Origin of the sequence: Gulosibacter macacae, assembly GCF_003865375.1 — a bacterium.
Lineage (GTDB): Bacteria > Actinomycetota > Actinomycetes > Actinomycetales > Microbacteriaceae > Gulosibacter > Gulosibacter macacae.
Window position 1 is genome coordinate 72,278 of sequence record NZ_RQVS01000002.1, and the last position, 17,075, is coordinate 89,352.

General features: G+C 64.0%; 14 protein-coding genes. 8 read left to right on the plus strand and 6 right to left on the minus strand.

All coding sequences use genetic code 11. The features are described 5' to 3' along the window. Window positions 1-4: 4 nt before the first annotated feature. The 3 genes from EG850_RS01905 to EG850_RS01915 form a co-directional block, all read right to left on the minus strand. On the minus strand, window positions 5-832 hold the full coding sequence (locus EG850_RS01905; protein ID WP_124969295.1) for an ABC transporter permease: 828 nt from the start codon (window positions 830-832) through the stop codon (window positions 5-7). 129 nt (window positions 833-961) lie between these two features. Beyond that, window positions 962-2,146, minus strand: a complete 1,185-nt coding sequence (locus EG850_RS01910; protein ID WP_124969297.1) for an extracellular solute-binding protein — start codon at window positions 2,144-2,146, stop codon at window positions 962-964. Window positions 2,147-2,252: 106 nt separating this feature from the next. Further along, window positions 2,253-3,314 carry an ABC transporter ATP-binding protein gene (locus EG850_RS01915; protein WP_124969299.1) on the minus strand — a complete coding sequence of 354 codons (1,062 nt, stop codon included), beginning with the start codon at window positions 3,312-3,314 and terminating at the stop codon, window positions 2,253-2,255. A gap of 156 nt (window positions 3,315-3,470) precedes the next feature. Between EG850_RS01915 and EG850_RS01920 the strand changes: the two genes are divergently transcribed. Together EG850_RS01920 and EG850_RS01925 are read left to right on the plus strand one after the other, a co-directional pair. Next, window positions 3,471-4,250, plus strand: a complete 780-nt coding sequence (locus EG850_RS01920) for a FadR/GntR family transcriptional regulator (protein ID WP_124969301.1) — start codon at window positions 3,471-3,473, stop codon at window positions 4,248-4,250. A gap of 28 nt (window positions 4,251-4,278) precedes the next feature. Then, the gene (locus EG850_RS01925; protein ID WP_124969303.1) at window positions 4,279-4,983 is read left to right on the plus strand and encodes a cache domain-containing protein; all 705 of its coding nucleotides are present in this window, start codon (window positions 4,279-4,281) and stop codon (window positions 4,981-4,983) included. Between the two features lie 59 nt (window positions 4,984-5,042). Here the strand turns inward: EG850_RS01925 and EG850_RS01930 are convergent, their stop codons facing one another. Then, on the minus strand, window positions 5,043-5,882 hold the full coding sequence (locus tag EG850_RS01930) for a DUF1684 domain-containing protein (protein WP_124969304.1): 840 nt from the start codon (window positions 5,880-5,882) through the stop codon (window positions 5,043-5,045). A 115-nt stretch (window positions 5,883-5,997) separates the two neighbouring features. Next, complete coding sequence (locus tag EG850_RS01935; protein WP_124969306.1) at window positions 5,998-7,437, minus strand: LssY C-terminal domain-containing protein; 1,440 nt, start codon at window positions 7,435-7,437, stop codon at window positions 5,998-6,000. Between the two features lie 104 nt (window positions 7,438-7,541). Between EG850_RS01935 and EG850_RS01940 the strand changes: the two genes are divergently transcribed. Genes EG850_RS01940 through EG850_RS01965 form a run of 6 tightly spaced genes read left to right on the plus strand, consistent with a single transcriptional unit; the run spans window position 7,542 to window position 15,942 of the window. After that, window positions 7,542-8,663, plus strand: coding sequence for a PLP-dependent cysteine synthase family protein (locus tag EG850_RS01940; RefSeq protein WP_235829171.1), 1,122 nt, complete (start codon window positions 7,542-7,544; stop codon window positions 8,661-8,663). Between the two features lie 38 nt (window positions 8,664-8,701). Further along, window positions 8,702-11,407 carry an ABC transporter substrate-binding protein gene (locus EG850_RS01945; protein WP_124969308.1) on the plus strand — a complete coding sequence of 902 codons (2,706 nt, stop codon included), beginning with the start codon at window positions 8,702-8,704 and terminating at the stop codon, window positions 11,405-11,407. Continuing rightward, window positions 11,404-12,420, plus strand: a complete 1,017-nt coding sequence (locus EG850_RS01950) for an ABC transporter permease (protein WP_235829172.1) — start codon at window positions 11,404-11,406, stop codon at window positions 12,418-12,420. Before EG850_RS01945 ends, EG850_RS01950 begins: the two co-directional genes overlap by 4 nt. Next, window positions 12,417-13,277, plus strand: a complete 861-nt coding sequence (locus EG850_RS01955) for an ABC transporter permease (protein ID WP_124969310.1) — start codon at window positions 12,417-12,419, stop codon at window positions 13,275-13,277. The genes EG850_RS01950 and EG850_RS01955 overlap by 4 nt, the downstream gene beginning before the upstream one ends. Next, window positions 13,274-14,848, plus strand: a complete 1,575-nt coding sequence (locus EG850_RS01960; protein WP_124969312.1) for an ATP-binding cassette domain-containing protein — start codon at window positions 13,274-13,276, stop codon at window positions 14,846-14,848. The genes EG850_RS01955 and EG850_RS01960 overlap by 4 nt, the downstream gene beginning before the upstream one ends. Next, window positions 14,845-15,942: a peptidase C39 family protein gene (locus tag EG850_RS01965; RefSeq protein ID WP_124969314.1), complete on the plus strand. Its 1,098-nt coding sequence runs from the start codon at window positions 14,845-14,847 to the stop codon at window positions 15,940-15,942. The genes EG850_RS01960 and EG850_RS01965 overlap by 4 nt, the downstream gene beginning before the upstream one ends. On the opposite strand, the gene EG850_RS01970 is transcribed toward EG850_RS01965, so the two are convergent. Further along, on the minus strand, window positions 15,866-16,996 hold the full coding sequence (locus EG850_RS01970) for a flavin-containing monooxygenase (protein WP_124969316.1): 1,131 nt from the start codon (window positions 16,994-16,996) through the stop codon (window positions 15,866-15,868). The two genes, EG850_RS01965 and EG850_RS01970, sit on opposite strands and share 77 nt — an antisense overlap. Window positions 16,997-17,075 lie beyond the last annotated feature (79 nt).

A 17,075-nucleotide genomic window follows, 5' to 3' on the forward strand; every position in this document is an offset into this window, starting at 1 on the left:
AGGATCACATCCTCTCGAGTGCGCCAGAGCGGCGCACGCTGACGAGATACACCACGACGAACACGATCGGCACGACCGAGAAGGCGGCCGCGAGTGGCGGGTTGAGGTTGATATTCGAGGCGATGACGCTGCCGATCATCTGCGTGGAACCGCCGACGAATTTCGCGGCGATGTAGTCGCCGAGGCTGAGCGAGAAGGTGAAGACGCTGCCGGCGATGATGGCGGGCTTGATGAGCGGTAGCACCACGGTGCGGATTGTGTGCCAAGAGCGGGCGCCGAGATCGGCTGACGCGTCGAACACATTCTTCGGGATCTGCGCGACCGCAGTGAACACCGGCACGGCCATGTACGGGAACCAGAGGTACACGAGTGTGAGCACGACCGTGAACATCGTGAACCCTGGCCCGGATATGCCGAGCGGGGCGAGCATCCAGTTCACAAAGCCGGTCTCGTTGAAGGTGACGCGCATCGCGAGCACCTTGACGAGGTAGCCGGCCCACAGCGGCAGCGTCACGCCGACGGCGAGGAGCGCCTGTAGCCACGGGCTCGCGACTTTCGCCATGAACAGCCCCAGCGGCACGGCGAACAGGATGCAGATGAGCGTCACTGCGGCGGCGATCAGCAGGGTGCGCAGCGAGGTGCTGAGATAGGCCGGGTTGACGATGAGTTGTTCGAAGTTGCGCAGGGTGAAGCCCGGCTTCACCTTCGAGGTGAACGGGTCGGTCGTCCAGAACGCCGTGATGATCAGCATCACGAGCGAGAAGATGTAAATGCCGATGAGCCAAGTGAGCGGCAGGGCGAGCAACCCGGCGAGTTGCAGGCGGCGTTTCATGGGGCGTCCGTTCGTGGGGGTCTTGCGAACCTGAGCCTTCCCGCCGAACCCGAGCGTTGTAGGGCTCAGGTTCGGCGGGATGGCTCATCTAGAGGGGTCAGGTTTGGCCGGAAGGCTCCGTGCCAAGCCTTACTTCACAGTGAGCCAGGCCTCGGTCCACTGTTGGAAGTTGGTGCAGGTGACGTCGGTGCGACCGTCAACACACTGCTCAACGGGGGTGGTCCAGAACCAGACGTTCTTGAAGTACTCCTCGTCGGTGGCGTGGTAGTAGTCGCAGTGCTCCTTGGCCTCTGCGCTCGTGTCACAGAACGCGGCGTTCGCGGGAGCCATACCGAAGTTCATCGCGATGGCACCGTTGACCTCGGGTGACGAGGTGTAGTTCATCCAGAGGTAGGCGCAGTTCGGGTTCTTCGACTGCGAGGAGATCATCCAGGCGTCAGACCAACCGGTCGAACCTTCCTTCGGGAGCACGCTCTCGAACTTCGGGTCTTCGGTGAGCTTGCGCAACACTTCCCACGAGGTGCCGGCGACGGTGGTGCCGCCGACGAACGAGGTGATCTGCGCGGCCGGGTCGGCCCAGTACTCCGAGACGATGCCGTTCTGCGTCTTGAGCAGGTCAATGGCGGCAGCCAGCTGCGTCTCGTCGAGTGCGTAGGGGTTCGTGATGCCGAGCTCGGGCTTGGTCGACATGAGGTAGACGGCCGCGTCAGCGATGTAGATCGGGGCGTCGTAGGCGATGACCTTGCCGGCGTAGGGGCTGTCTTCTTCCCACACGATGCTCCAGCTATCGGGCGTCTCGGTGACCACCTCGGTGTTGTACTGGAGGATGTTCGCACCGCGGCCAATCGGCACGCCGTACGACTTGCCGTTGATGGTGTCGTACACCTGGCCCTTCATGCCCTCAACGATGTCGTCACCGAAGTTCGGCACGAGTTCGAGGTTGATCGGCGCGACGTCGCCACCGACGATGAGGCGCAGGCTCGCGTCGCCCGAGGCCGACACGAGGTCGTAGTCGCCCGTGCGCATGAGCTGCACCATCTCGTCAGAGGTACCGGCAACTCGACGGTTCACGGTGCATCCGGTTTCGGCGGTGAACGCGTCGCTCCAGGCGGGCTCAACAAAGCCACTCCAGGCGACGATGTTGACCTGGCCCTCGCCCTCGCCGAGCGATTCGAGCATGGGCACTTCGGGTACGTCAATCGACAGACCGCCGGCTGCGTCGCCGCCGCCGGTGCCACCGCCATTGCTACAGCCGGTGAGCAGAAGGGCTGCGGCCGCGACTGCGGCTGCGACCTTGATGGGACGAGATTTCATGGGGCACTCCTTTGTGCGGAAATGTCGTGACTGGATGGGGTCGGGGGATGGGCAGGGATGGGGGACCAGCGCGGGCGGTGAGGGAACTGCCGTGACGGAACTGCCGTTAAGGAACAACAGACGCGTGGTCGGCGGTCCACACCGCGAGCACGCGCTCACCGCGCTGGAGGAGTTCGTCTTGCTCGGGGTGGTGAGCGTTTTGCACCGAGGCGATCATCCGCATCCCGTTGTCGGTGTCGACGACGTAGCGGGTGGCGGGCCCGGTGTAGACGATTTCGGCGACCGTGCCGGGCAGGGCATGCTCGTGGTCGCCGACGGTGGCGTCGGGCGTGAGCAGTCGCACCCGTTCGGGGCGGATGCTCACGGTCGCGCCGCTGGCCCCGACGGTTTCGGCGGGGATGAGATTTGAGAGGCCGAGGAAGCGTGCCACGAAGTCGGTTTGCGGGTGCTCATACACTTCGCGGGCGGTGCCGACCTGTTCGATCTTGCCGTTGTTGAACACGGCCACGCGGTCGCTCAGCGTGAGCGCTTCTTCCTGGTCGTGGGTGACGAAGATGAAGGTGATGCCGACGCGGCGCTGGATCTGCTTGAGCTCGATCTGCATTTCTTCGCGCAGCTGCTTGTCGAGTGCACCGAGCGGTTCGTCGAGCAGCAGCACTTCGGGCTCGAGGATGAGGGCACGCGCGAGTGCGATGCGTTGCCGCTGGCCACCGGAGAGCTGGTTCGGTAGACGGTCGCCGACGTGGCCGAGGCGCACTTTCTCGAGCGTTTCTTGCACTCGGGTGGCGCGTTCGGCTTTCGAGACGCGGCGCACTTTGAGGCCGTAGCCGACGTTCTCGGCGATCGTGAGGTGCGGGAAGAGGGCGTAGTCCTGGAAGACCGTGTTGACGCGGCGGTCGTAGGGCGGCACATTCGTGACGTCGACGCCGCCGAGCTCGATCGTCCCCGAGGTTGGCTCTTCGAAGCCGGCGATCATCCGCAGCACCGTGGTCTTGCCCGAGCCCGATGGTCCGAGCATCGAAACAAATTCGCCCGCGGCGACGTCGAGGTCGAGGTCGTGCACTGCCGAGGTGTCGCCGAAGGTCTTCGTCACGTTGCGCAGGCGTACAGTGCCGGCGCTCGGCTGGTCGGTCTGCCGACTGCGTTCGCGCGCCTGCGTCTTCGTCATCGCATTTCTCCTTGGAACATCGTTGTTTCTCAGAAGTTGTTCGATAAACTATGACATCAAATGTCATATTGCAACCGCTGGGCAATGGCGCTCAGGGAGATGTGATCGACTCGATAGTTCGCGGAACACACGACGCTCGAAAGGGACCATCGCGCCATGACCACGACGGCGAACGACGTTCGCGGGCCGGTGCGCCTTGAGCGCGCACTGTTCCAAGCCCTCGGCGATGACAGTCGCCCGGCGCTGGTCGAACGCCGCCTCAGCGAAGGCATCATGAGCGGGATGCTGCCGGCGGGCGAGCGGCTGCCCTCCGAGAACGAACTCGCGGCGACGTTTGGGGTGTCAGCCACGACCGTGCGCGAGGCGCTCGGCTCTCTGCGTGCGCGCGGTCTCATCGTCACGGTGCGCGGGCGGCATGGCGGCAGTTATGTGGATGCATCCGCCGACCCGATCGTGTTCGCTCGGGAGGCGCTCGCCGAGACCACGCTCGTGGCGCTGCGCGATATGGGCGTGCATCACGCGACCATTGCCGCCGGATGCGTGCGCTTGGCCGCGCGACGAGCGACCACCACGGAAGCAGAGCGTTTGCGTGAGCGGCTCGCGGCAATCGGCGAGGATGATCTCGGTCAGTGGCGGCACTCGATTGACGATTTGCTCACCGAGATCGCAGCCCTTGGGCAATCGTCGCGACTTACGCGCGACCTCATGCAAGGGTTGCTTGAACTCTCGCCCTATCTGCGCTTGCTCGACACGGATGCGGAAGCGCGAGCGGAGCAGCGCGCGGGCATTGCTGAGATGCTCGTGGCAATTGCCGCGCGGCAGGAGCTTGAGGCAATGGCGGCGTGCGAACTCTTCGTGAAGCGCATCATTGACCGGCTCGTGCGGCTACGGCTCGGCTCCTCTCGCTCGCGAGAATCTGGCGACCTACAATTTTGAAACCGATCCAATTTTTCAGGGGGCAATGATGCCGACCACTGTTACGGCGCTCGCGGCAGCATCCGCGCTTGTTGACGACTATTTTGGTCGTGCCATTGAGGCGTTGCGTGCGGCGGTGCTCACGTTTGGTATCGAGCTTGACCGCGAATTCGACCGCGGCGGGGTGAAGCCGGCCAAGCTTGACCAACTCGTCGAGCCGTATTCCGAGCAATTGCGGGCGCTCGAATCGGCGCGGGTATTTGGTTCGGGGTTTGTCGCGGCGAAGGGTGCCTTTGGTGACACCGCCGGGCATCTTTCGTGGTGGCAGGGCGACCCGGTGCGGAAGCTCTTGCTCGCGGCCCAATCGGTAAATAAGGAACACATCGATTACACGGCGCACGAGTGGTTCCGGGTGCCAGCCGAGACTGGGCGCTCGCACACGGTGGGGCCGTACGTCGACTACCTCTGCAATGACGAATACACGGTGACGGTGGCGGTCCCGGTCGTGCTCGAGCGCGGTTTCGTCGGTGTGATGGCGCTGGATGTGTTGGTCGACTCGGCAGAGCGGGAGCTGTGGCCGCGGCTGGCTGAACTCGGTGACAAGCTCGTCGTCGCGAACCGATCGGGACGGGTGCTCGTGTCGACTGATGACCGCTATGAGACGGGCGACACGGTGCCCGAGCATGAGTTGCTCGGGGTGCGCGACGACGCCGGTGACGACCACGCCTTTGTCGTGCTCGCGACCTCGGCCTAGGCCAACCTTCTGGTTGGTCGAGTAGCGATGCGTATCGAGACCCGCTGGAAGGCCGACCCCTACGCGCTCAACCGCTCCCGCGGGATCCGCTCGCCAGCCTCAATCGCCACCGGCAACTGGTTCTCGGCCGGCGGCAGCGGGCAGGTCGCAAAGTCGGTGTACGCGCACGGCATGTTCACCGCACGGTTGAAGTCGAGCACGACGCTGCCATCCGAGCGCGGCTCCTCAATATTGAGTGAGCGCGTCGCGGCATACGTCGTCACGCCACTCGTCGCATCCCGGAAAAGCGCGAAGAGCGAACCCTTGACGCCGCCGTTAAATACCGTGAGTGAAAGCGGCTCGTCGTCAATGACGAACTCGACCACGCCCGGTGATTCGTACACGTGCGAGAGTCCCGAAAGTGCTGCATTCACCGTCACCGGTCGCGGCTCGTCGAACGGCTCGTACTGGCCCGAGATCACCCAATCGGGGTCTGGCTCAAACGTCGGTGTGCCCTGGTAGTCAACGCGCAGCGGCGCCTCCGGGTCGCGCGGCCGCATGATGACGTGACCGCTGCGCTTGGCGAGCTCGATCTTGCGGTCGCCCCAATCCACAATGAGGCTCGCTCGCTCGGGCATCGGTCCGAGATTGAAGCGACCGACAACCGGCTCGCCGTTGAACGACATCTCTGCTGCCGCATCCTGGTCTTCGACCTCAACGATGACGCCAGCGTCGGTGACCGACCACACACCCGGCACTCCGTCGATACGACGCGGCGTTGCGTCGAGCACCTGCAGGTCAGTCACGGTGAGGAAGCCGTGGGGCGAAGCGCGGTGGCGCTCGTAGTCGTCGTGCCAGGCTTGCCACTCGACGATGAATGACTCGTCGGCGATGATGGCGGCGGGGTTCGTGTGCGGCATGTCGGCTCCAGGTGAACGGACTCGGATGCGGTTACGTGTGACCAAGCGGGGGTTTTGCTGGTCAGAACCTAGATGGTACGCCCGGAATCATGACTATGCGAAGTGAGTGGGCTGGTTACGCCTTGACCTTGCGCCGACGTAGCCGCTGGCGGCGCGCCCGCACGAACTCCCGGGATGCGGCGCTCGACACTGCGAGGAGTGCCGCCACGAGCAAGAGCGCATTGCCGAGATCGATGAGGAGGCCCCAGCGTCCGGCAGATTCGAGCGATGAGACGCTGAGCACACCGACCGCGGCGACGAGCAGCACGGTCATGAGGGTCACCCGGGCGATGCGACCGCCGCGCATGGCGAGGAGGGCCACCACGAACTGCAGGAGCACGATGATGATGCTCGCCACGATGACCGTGAGCCAGAACGCGCGTGAGTTGTCGTCGGTGACGATGCCGAGTTCGGGGAGGATCGAGCCGGGCAGGTCGATGTTGAGCACGTGCTCCATGTTTTGCAGCTGCCAGAGAAACCGGCCCATGCCGACAACCGCGGCGATCATGGCGAGCAGGCAGCCGGCGACGAGTGCGAGCGGGCGATGCTCCCAGATATCGCGGGCGACCTCTTCTGGGGCGAAGTCGTGGCCGGTGGAATCGAGGATGAGCGCGCGAGATTCCTGCTCAAGCGACGGATCGATTGGCAGCGAGCGCACATCAATGATCGGCAGATCGCCGTCGGTGATGATCGAATCGCCGCCGCCGTTGCGCGAGTGGTAGCCGGTCGAGAAGTCCTCGATGACGGTGACCCGCACATCCTCGTTGCCGGTCGTGACGGTCTCGACGATGTGGTCGCGTTCGATGTCGGTGTTTTCGTCGATCTTGTGGGTGATCTGCAGGGTGAACAGCGAGAACCCAATGGCGCGGTCGTAGGTGCCGGCCGCGAGCCAGTCGACGCGGCGGCCGCCGGGAAGGAGCCAGCCCGCAGGGCAGCGCCAGAAGCGCACGTGGTGGCGCTTACCGGGGTTGCCGTCGACCTCTTGCTGGTAGGCGAAGTCTTGTTTGCGGCCGAAGAGGAAAAGCGGTGAGACCGGGGCTTCGTCGTAGCTGCGGCCGCTGATGGTGGCGGTAACGATGCGCCAGGTGGACTGCGCGGTGATGTCGTCGGCGCGGGTCCAGCCGGCGTCGAGCATGGCGCGGTGTACCTGCGATTCGGTGCCGGTGAGAGCAACGTTGACCGGGTCGCCGAGTAGGCCGTCAGAAGTGCGAGTGCGGCCGATGAAGTAGTTGGGTACGTAGATGCTCGAGAGGATGCGGTGCAATCGCGGGAGCGTGAGGTACGCCGCGATCAACCAGCCAACGAGGAGCACGACGGCGTACCAGCCCCAGCCAAAGCTCGCGCCGTGCACCAGGATGCTCACGCCAAGCCAGACGCTGACGACGCCCGAGGCGAGAAAGAAGAAGCGGTCGGTGGCGGAGGCATCGGTGACGTATTGCCGTTGCACCGCGAATGAGCGGCGTTGGACGCGGTCGTCGTGGGCAGCGGAGTCGCGTAGCCGGGCCGATTTGCTCACCCCTCTATTGTGGCGCACTGCGAACCACGCGCTGAGATGCACTCAAATGACGCCACTTGGCCGAGGTGAAGGCATGCTTGAGGTGATACCGCGGGAGGAACCCAATGACTGCGTCACTCACCATGCTTGACACGTACGACCGTAGCGACGACCGAGCTCGGGCATGGATCGCCCGCTCCGTGCGACTCATCGAAGCCGACGCCAGGCGTTCCGCCGACACGCATCTGCTCAAGCTCGACCTTCCCGAGCAATGGGGCATCGACGTGTATTTCAAGGATGAGTCGACGCATCCGACCGGCAGTCTCAAGCACCGACTCGCACGGTCACTGTTTCTCTATGCGCTCGTGAATGGCTGGCTACGCGAGGGTGCACCCGTCATCGAAGCGTCAAGTGGCTCGACTGCCGTGAGTGAAGCGCACTTCGCTCGGCTCATTGGCGTGCCATTCATCGCCGTCATCCCTCGAGGCACCTCGGCTGAGAAAGTACGGCTCATCGAGGCCGCCGGTGGTCGCTGTCACGAAGTCGGCAGGGCGGATGCGCTGAGCGAAGAAGCTGCTCGCCTCGCGCACGAACTCGGTGGCCACTTCCTCGACCAATTCACCTACGCCGAGCGGGCGACTGACTGGCGCGGTAACAACAACATCGCCGAATCGGTACATGAGCAGCTTCGGCTTGAACGGCATCCGATGCCTGCTTGGATCGTTGTCGGTGCCGGTACCGGCGGCACTTCGGCGACCTTCGGTCGACACCTGCGGTATCGCGAGCATGACACTCGACTCTGTGTCGTGGATGTTGAAGGTTCGGCGTTCTACGACGGGTGGCGAGAACGAGACGGCTCGATTCAAGGGCCTGGTGGTTCCTGTGTGGAGGGCATCGGTCGCCCGGGCGTCGAAGCGAGCTTCATCGGCGATGTCATCGAGCGCATGATTCGAGTTCCGGATGCGGCTTCGATTGCGGGGGCGCGTCTGCTCGCCGATCGATTTGGTCGACCGGTCGGCGGCTCGACGGGCACCAATCTGGTCGGGGTTGCGATGCTCGTCAACGAGATGCGGGCGTCGGGGAAACAGGGATCGATCGTCACCCTGCTCTGCGATTCCGGCGACCGCTATCTCGACACCCTGTACGACGATGAGTGGGTGTCTTCGCGAGGTATCGACCTCGAGTCATGGCGGCGTGAGCTGGAAATCGCGCTTCCGAAGCGCCGTGACCAGATCGTTGGCGTCTAGGGCTCGCACGAATGGCCATCAATCCATAAGGTTGGGTTATGGTAGGCCCCGTCGAAGACGACGCGCTTTATGACGCGTATGCCTATCGCGTGCTCGACGCAATTCGTCGGAGCGGTTCAATCTCGGCGGCGGCCCGAGAACTCTGCGTAAGCCAACCGAACATCACGCAGTTCGTGCAGCGGCTTGAACGGCGCCTCGGTACGGCGCTTGTCGAGCGAACAGGTCGTACCGCTCGGCTCACCGAAGCTGGCGCGGTGTTCGCAGATCAGGCTCCCGCGGTGGAGGCCGCGATGCGCACGGCCGCACGACGCTTCAACGAGTTGCGGTCTGATTCCTCGAACACCTCGCCGTTGCGGGTGGCGGCAGTGTCCGCACTGATCACCTCGCTCATCCCCGCGTTCGTGACCCGGTTCTCTGAAGCTTGGCCAGGCAACCAACTCGTGGTGTGTGAAGCCGACCGAGCGGAGTGCATCCGATTGGTCGCTGAAGGTGAAGTCGATGTCGCACTGACTATTGAGCCAACCGGCAATCTTGCCGAAGACGCGCGGCTCTATCCGGTGGTGCTCGAAACCGAGGAGGCACTCCTCGCGTTGCCGCCAACCATCGCGACTTCGCGAAGCCGGATGCGGCTCGACGAGGTCGTGCGGTTGGGATTACCGCTCATCGGCGAACGTGAGCTTGCGTCACACCTCAAGGCCGATCTTGAGGTAGCCACGCGCGCGCAACGCAACGGTTGGTCTTTCGGATCCTCGCCAACGGTCGCTGACCGTCAACCTTGCGATCATCAGGGTTTTGGGGCTGCACGTTCGACCGAGACGGTGTTGGCACTGGTCGAAGCTGGGCTTGGGTTCGGAGTGTTGCCTGCCACGAATGCGCGAATGAGCACGATGCGGCGACGTGTTCGGCTCGTGCACCTCGAGCCGATTCTGCGCGTTCGCACGATCGCGACAACGCTCATCGGTGCGCACAATCGCCACGAGGTCGCCGGAGCGCTGCAGGCGCTCGCAGAGGTGGCGCTCGAGGGCCGTCCCACGCAAACGAGCGCGGCTGACCGACTGCGCCGTACTCACCTGCCCCGCAGCCTCATGACTCGCTCGCGAGGAATGACTGACCCTCACCACCCCGGTTACACCCAAACAAGGAGTTCCGACATGACCACGAGAACCACCACCCGACTCTTACGCGCCGGGGCGGTGACGGCCGCAACCGTGATCGCACTGGCGGGATGCGCCTCGCCCGGTGCCACTGAGGTTGGTCCCGATACCGGTGAACAAATCAGTGAAATCACCGTCGCCCTTCCGGGTTCGATTTCGAGCCTCTACGTCGGCCAAGAAGCGGGCATCCTCAACTATTACCTCGCTTCGGTGGCGCAGGAGGGTCTCGTGACGATTGACGCGAGCGGAGCCATCCAACCCGCCTTGGCCGAGAAGTGGGAGCAGACCGACGACACGACCTATGTCTACGATCTCCGCGCCGACGCCGAGTTCCAGGACGGTACGCCCGTCACCGCTGACGATGTCGTATTCAGCCTGGAGATGGCGCAAGACCCCGAGAAATCACCGGGCCTGTCGTACTACCTCACCGATGTCACCTCGATTGAGAAGACCGGGGATGCGCAGGTCACCGTGAAGCTGGGCGCACCGAACGCGGCATTTGCCGCGAACATGTCGAGTGCCGGTGCCGCCTTCATTACCTCGAAGGCGTTCTGGGAAGCCAATGAAGGCACCGTTGGCTCGAGCTCGTCACTCGTATTGGGCACCGGCCCGTATCAGGTGACCGAATTTGTCCCCGACTCACACGTCACCTATGAACGTGTGGATACCTGGTGGGGCGAGGCACCGAAGGTCGAGAAGATCACGGTGAAGTTCATCCCCGATGAGTCGACTCGACTGCTCGCAGCGAAATCGGGCGAAGTTGATGTTGCCTTCAACGTGCCGCTTCAGCAGGCCACACAGTGGGAAGCACTCGACAATATGCGCGTTGAGTACACCAACGACCTCAGCTACGTCGGGTTGTTCTTCAACACCTCGATGGCGCCGTTCGATGACCCGATGGTGCGGGAAGCAATCGCCCAGTCAGTTGATCGTGAGGGCATCGTTGAAAGCCTCTTGCGTGGTCACGGTGAAGTGGCCACGGCGATCATGACGCCGGAATCGATGGGTGGGGCGTACACGCCGGAGGAAGCTCGCACCAAGTTGGGCGAGATTCCGCAGTGGAACTTCGACCTTGAGGCGGCCAAGGCGGCACTGGCCGCATCGAACCACCCGGATGGCTTTACCGCTGAAATCCTCGCGCCGGCAACCGGTCCGCACCTGGTCAAGGCGGCACAATCGCTTGCCGAAAACCTCGGCAAGATTGGCATCACCCTCAATGTGCGCGAGGTGCCGATTGAAGAGTGGCTTGCCTCGCTCGACAGCCATGGCATCGGATTCATGTGGTACTTCTCCACGCTCGGCGACCCGGCTGAGATCCCGTCATACCTGCTTGGTGCGGGGAACTTCACGACTCACGAGAACCCGGCGATTGTTGATCTGCTCACCCGGTCGAACGCCGAGACTGACCTCAAGACTCGAATCGACCTGTTGGTCGAGGTTGAGACACTCCGGGCGGCCGATGTCGTGAATGTGCCGCTGTGGTGGGGACAATCGGCGACCGCCTTCAAGAAAGACCTGGGCGTGAACGACCTGTCTGCCTTCACCTTCGTGTCGACCTGGCCTGCGCAGCTGTACCGAGCTGGCACGTGACCCAACTCAGCACGTCGCCGCTGCCACCCTCGCGCAACGTGTGCGGGGGTGGCAGCGGTGCGCGCCTGTTGCGCACGGTGGTGGTGAGATTGCTTGGCGTCGTCGGCGTGCTACTCGTGCTTTCGATCGTCGTCTTTGCACTGCTGCACCTGGCACCCGGTGATCTCGTGCGCACGCTGCTGGGTAATCGCCCGGCGAATCCCGAAGCGATCGCCGCGATTCGCGAGCGCTATCACCTCGATGATCCGGCGTGGATGCAGTACCTGCGCTGGCTGGGTGGAGTCGTCACGGGAGACCTCGGCACCTCAATTCGTCTGCAGATTCCGGTCACCGACGCGATTGGCGCGCGCGCCGCCACCACCTTCTGGTTGTGCCTCCTCGCCTTCGTGATTTCGGTTGCCGTCGCGATACCACTCGGAGTACGTGGCGCGGTGCATCCAGGCGGGTTCATCGACCGAATCGCCACGGGCTTCGGCATCGTGGGCATCTCGGCGCCAACCTTCGCCGTGGGTGTGCTGCTGCTGTACGTGTTCGCCTACTACGTGCCGATCTTTCCCGTTTACGGTGCAGGATCAGGCTTCCTCTCGAACCTCTACCACCTGGTCTTGCCAGCGATCTCGTTGTCCACCGGTCTCGGTGCCATTCTGCTCAAGCTCACTCGCACTGCCATGCTCAGCGAGCTGCGTCAGGACTATGTCACCGCGTTGCGCGCCCACGGCGTTGGTGAGCGACGCGTGATCAAGGTCGCCATGCGTAACGCGGCCATTCCAATCGTCACCGCGGCCAGCCTGGTCCTCACCTTTCTCGTGGGTGGCACGCTGCTCGCCGAGACAATCTTCGCGTTGCCAGGGCTTGGCAAGCTCCTGCAAGACTCCGTCATGTACAAAGACCTCCCAGTGGTGCAGGGGGTGACGCTCCTCGTCGCGGCGCTCATTGCGCTCATTGCCCTGCTTGCTGACCTCAGCTACGTCGCCCTTGACGCGAGAGTTCGACACCGTGAGGTTGGCTCATGAAGCGCGCACTGCCAGGTACCCGCACAATCACCCTGCGGCGGCCACCGAAGCGACGCCCACTGGTCCTCGTGGCGATCTGCCTTGCCATCCTTGCGGTCGCCGCAATCTTCGCCGTGATTGGGCCGCTCGTGGCCCCGAACGCGACAGAGCAAGACATCCTTGTGGGCAGTCTGCCTCCTGGCTTTCCTGGCCACCCGCTTGGCACCGACGAGCTCGGCCGCGACATTTTGCAGCTCACCATCGCTGGCACGACCTCAGCGCTCGTCGGTCCGGTGCTCGTTGCGCTTGGCTCCATGGTGCTCGGTATCGTGCTCGGTTCGCTGGCCGGATACGAACGTGGCTGGGTTGACCTCCTCGTTGCCCGCTGGACCGACCTGCTTTTCGCGCTGCCCGTCTTGCTCATGGCGGTGGTGGTCGCGGGCATCCTTGGCGCCGGCTATTGGACGACGGTGCTCTTGCTCATCGTCCTGTTCTCGCCGAGTGATATTCGGGTGGTGCGCGCCGGGGTGCTCGAACAATCAACGCGGCCGTACATTGAAGCTGCGCAGATGCTCGGGCTGTCGCGCTGGCGAATCATGTTCCGCCACCTCTTGCCCAACGTCGCACCATTGATCATTACCAACACCATGCTCAATGTCGCGTTCGCGCTGGTCGCGTTCTCGTCGCTGTCGTTCTTGGGTGTTGGGGTGCCGCCGAACTCGGCAGACTGGGGCCGCCAACTCGCCGACGGCCGCTTCCTGGTGTTTGAGAACCCAGCCGCAGCTGTCGTGCCTGCGGTGCTCATCATCGCGGTCGCGTTTGCGGCCAACGTTGTCGGCGACTGGCTTGGCGAACGACTTACCCGGGAGCGCACATGACTCGGCAGATTCGCATCCGCGGCCTCGCGGTTGACGGCCCCGATGGCCGTTCGTTCGTCAGTGAAATCGACGCGAGCATCCCGGTTGGTGGCACCGTCGCGCTCATTGGTGAGTCGGGGTCGGGGAAGACCCTCAGTGCGAAAACCCTCGTCGGGCTCTTGCCTGACGGGTTCACCGGTCGCGGACTGCTCGACATCGACGATGAGCAGATTGACCTGCGCGACGGTGGCGGCGACTGGCGCAAGGTGCGCGGTGGGCTCGTCACGCTCGTGTTGCAAGACCCATTCACGAGCCTCAGCCCGGTGCACCGCATTGGTCCCCAGATTGGCTGGACCCTCGATGCCCACGAACCCACCCTCACTGATTCTGCGCGCGCGCAGCGCATTCGCGACGCGCTTGTTGAAGTGCGGCTCGACCCGAGCGTGGCGCGATCGTATCCCCATGAACTCTCCGGTGGGATGCGGCAGCGTGCGGCAATTGCCGCGGCGCTCGCGGCGTCACCACGTCTGCTCATCGCCGACGAGCCCACGACCGCGCTTGACGCGAGCAACCAATCAGAGATTTTGGATCTGCTCGATCGACTCAAACGCGAACGCGGGCTGGGAGTGCTGCTCATCACCCACGACCTCGGGATGGTGCGCGATCGCAGCGATGAAGTGCTGGTGATGAATGCCGGTGAGGTGGTCGAGCGTGGCGCCACCGATGCTGTGCTCGCGAACCCGCAAGACGACTACACGCGATCGCTGATCTCGGCAGACCCACTCATGGCGATTCGAACTGGTGGATTGACCGCGCTCGCGACCGCGGCCGTTGCCGCTACGGAGGTGCCGGTGCTCGCTGCCCATGGACTTGAAAAGTCCTTCGGCGATCGGCAGGTGCTGCGGGGTGTCGATCTCACCGCGCACGCGGGGGAGATTGTGGGCATCGTGGGGGAGTCAGGCTCGGGAAAGACCACGCTCGTGCGCTGTATCGCAGGCCTTGCTGCCGAGGATGCGGGCACCATCTCGTTCTCGGGGCACGCTGTGCGGCCTGGGCGCGCAGACCGCAAGCCCGAGCAGGCTCAGATCGTTTTTCAAGACCCCTATTCCTCGCTCAACCCGACGTTTACCGTGGGCCAGACGCTTGCCGAAGCGCTGAGTGTTGCGGGTCGGCCGCGAACCGATGCCGTCGAGCTACTTGCCCGCGTCGGACTCGATGAGTCTTTCCTGGAGCGGCGCCCGGCAAGGCTCTCGGGTGGGCAACGACAACGCGTCGCCATCGCCCGGGCGCTGGCCGTACGGCCGCAATTGCTCATCTGCGACGAATCAGTTTCGGCGCTCGACGTCTCAGTGCAAGCCCGCATCCTTAATCTCTTGCGTGAGCTTCGGGATGAACTCAATCTCGCCATTGTGCTCATCTCCCACGACCTCGGTGTCGTGCTCTCAACCGCAGACCGAGTGCTCGTGCTCCGCGACGGGCAGGTAGTCGAAGAGGGCCGAACCCAGCAGGTCTTTGCGGAGCCCCAGCATCCCTACACCCAGACCCTGCTCGCTGCCGCACTCGGGAGCGACCACCAAGAGGAGCCGTCATGACGTTTCGAGCGCTCGACGCCGTGAACTTAGATGCCGAAGCGCTGGCGGTCGCTGTGCCCTGGCTACCGGGCCCCTTTGCCGATGCCTGGTCACGTTCGCGTAAGCACTACCAGCCTCGCCTTTTGGTGAGTGACCGCGCCGTGGTGTTGGTGACGCAACGGCCAGCTACGGTGCAACTCAAGGTGGTGGCAAGCGCCTGGGCGGCGGGATCGGGTGCAGAGGCGGTTGACGGCGTCGTGGCATTCGCGCGTGGCGAGGGCATGGCTCGACTGGTGTGGGAGGTGCCGATTCCGGAACCTGACGGCGAACGCGGTGCGGGCAGTGTGCATCCTCATGAACTCGAATCCTTACTCGAGGCATCTGGGGCAACCCAGCTGCGGATGTCATATGCGTCGGCACCAGGGTCGACCGGGGTACGCGGATGGGTGCATGACTTCAGTGACATCGGGCATGAGCAGCTGCCGTACTACGCGCAAACCACCGACTTCACCTGCGGCGCGGTGACGGCGCTGCTGGCGGTGAACCAACTCGACGATTCGGCTGGTTTGCAGGGGCGGTCTCGTGAACTCGATCGGGCGAACGAGCTCGCGTTCTGGCGGCGGGCGACGAACTTTCCTGCCGTTGACCCGCTGGGCCTTCTCGTCGAACTGCATGAAGAGGTTCGGGGCAGGGTCGGGCTCGAAGCCTGGATCAGCGTCGAGGGCCCAACGTTGCTCGAGTGGGTCGAGCCCGGGTTCGATCGCGACACCAAGGTGCTGCTACAGGAAGAATCAGCCCGGCAGGCGCTGGATGCAGGGCTTTCGGTGCATCGAGAATGGGTTGCAATCAGCGAAATCGCGCGTGAGGTGCGGGCCGGTGCCATGGTGATCATGCTCATTGATGAGCGTCCGATGCATGACGACCCGACACCGCACTGGGTGCTGTGGCATGCCGTTGGTGATGGGCTGGTGTTGGTGCAGGATCCGTGGATCAACGCCGAAGAGGGTGAAACCTGGCTTGATGGTCACGACCTGGCGATCACCTTCGATGAGTTTGAGCGGATGGCGCGCTGGGGCGATCCTGCCTATCGGGCGTTCGTGGTGATTCGGCCATAGAGCCGAGTCGCTTCACCGCACGCAGAGCAGCCTTGCGGCCCGCGCGCGTGGCGCCGATCGTCGAGGCAGACGAGGCATAGCCCACGAGCAGGATGCGCGGGTCCTTCACCACTTCCACCACATCATGGGTGCGCACACCGCCGCCCGGCTCGCGCAGGCGCAGGGGAGCGAGGTGATCGAGCGCGGGACGGAACCCGGTCGCCCAGAGAATCGCATCCGCCTGCACGCGCTTACCCGACTCGAACACCACCGCATCCGGTTCGATGTGGTCAATGCGGCCGTCCGAGACGAGGCGACCGCGCTCGCGGGCCGCGACATACGGCGGCCACTGCGGGATGCCGGTGTTGCGCACCACGCTGTGGGGCACGAGCCCTGCCGACGCGCGCTCATCGACGCGACGCTCGACGGCAATGCCCCATTTCTCGTCGAAGGGACGCTCGACCCAGTCCGGGTCGCGGCGGGTCGACCAGGTGGTTTCGGCACCAGCCTCTTCAAGTAACAGGATGAACTGCACGGCCGAGAGTCCACCGCCGACGACCACGACATGCTGGCCGCGGAACTCCTCCGCATCCCAAAAATCAACGGTGCGCAACTGCCGCCCAGCGAATGTGGATGCACCGCGAGTCGCGGGCACGAACGGTCGCGTCCAGGTGCCGGTCGCGTTGATGACGAGGCGGGAATCCCAACTGCGGTTGCCGGCGCTGATGCGCAGCGGCGCATCCGGTTCGTCGCCGAGAGACTCGACGCTGTCAACGAGCACTGGGCGAATAATTGGGAGCTCGAACTCGCGCTCATAGGCGTCGTAGTAGCGCGTGACGACGGCGGATGAGGGTTCGTTCGGGTCAGGGGCGCCGAGGGGGAGGCCCGGCAGATCGTGAATGCCGTGGGCGTAGTCGAAGGTGAGGGCGGGCCAGCGATGACGCCAGGCTCCGCCCGGCCCCTCGTTGGCGTCGAGCACGACAAAGTCGCGCCATGGCTCGAGTCCGCGTCGGCGCAACCAATAGGCGGCGGTGAGTCCCGCCTGACCCGCACCGATGACCACGACCTGCAACATTGTTGACCTCCTGTTCATGCGAACGCATGAACGTCGCACTGTGTTCCCGCGCCGCGACCCGGAAAGTGCAGAGCAATTA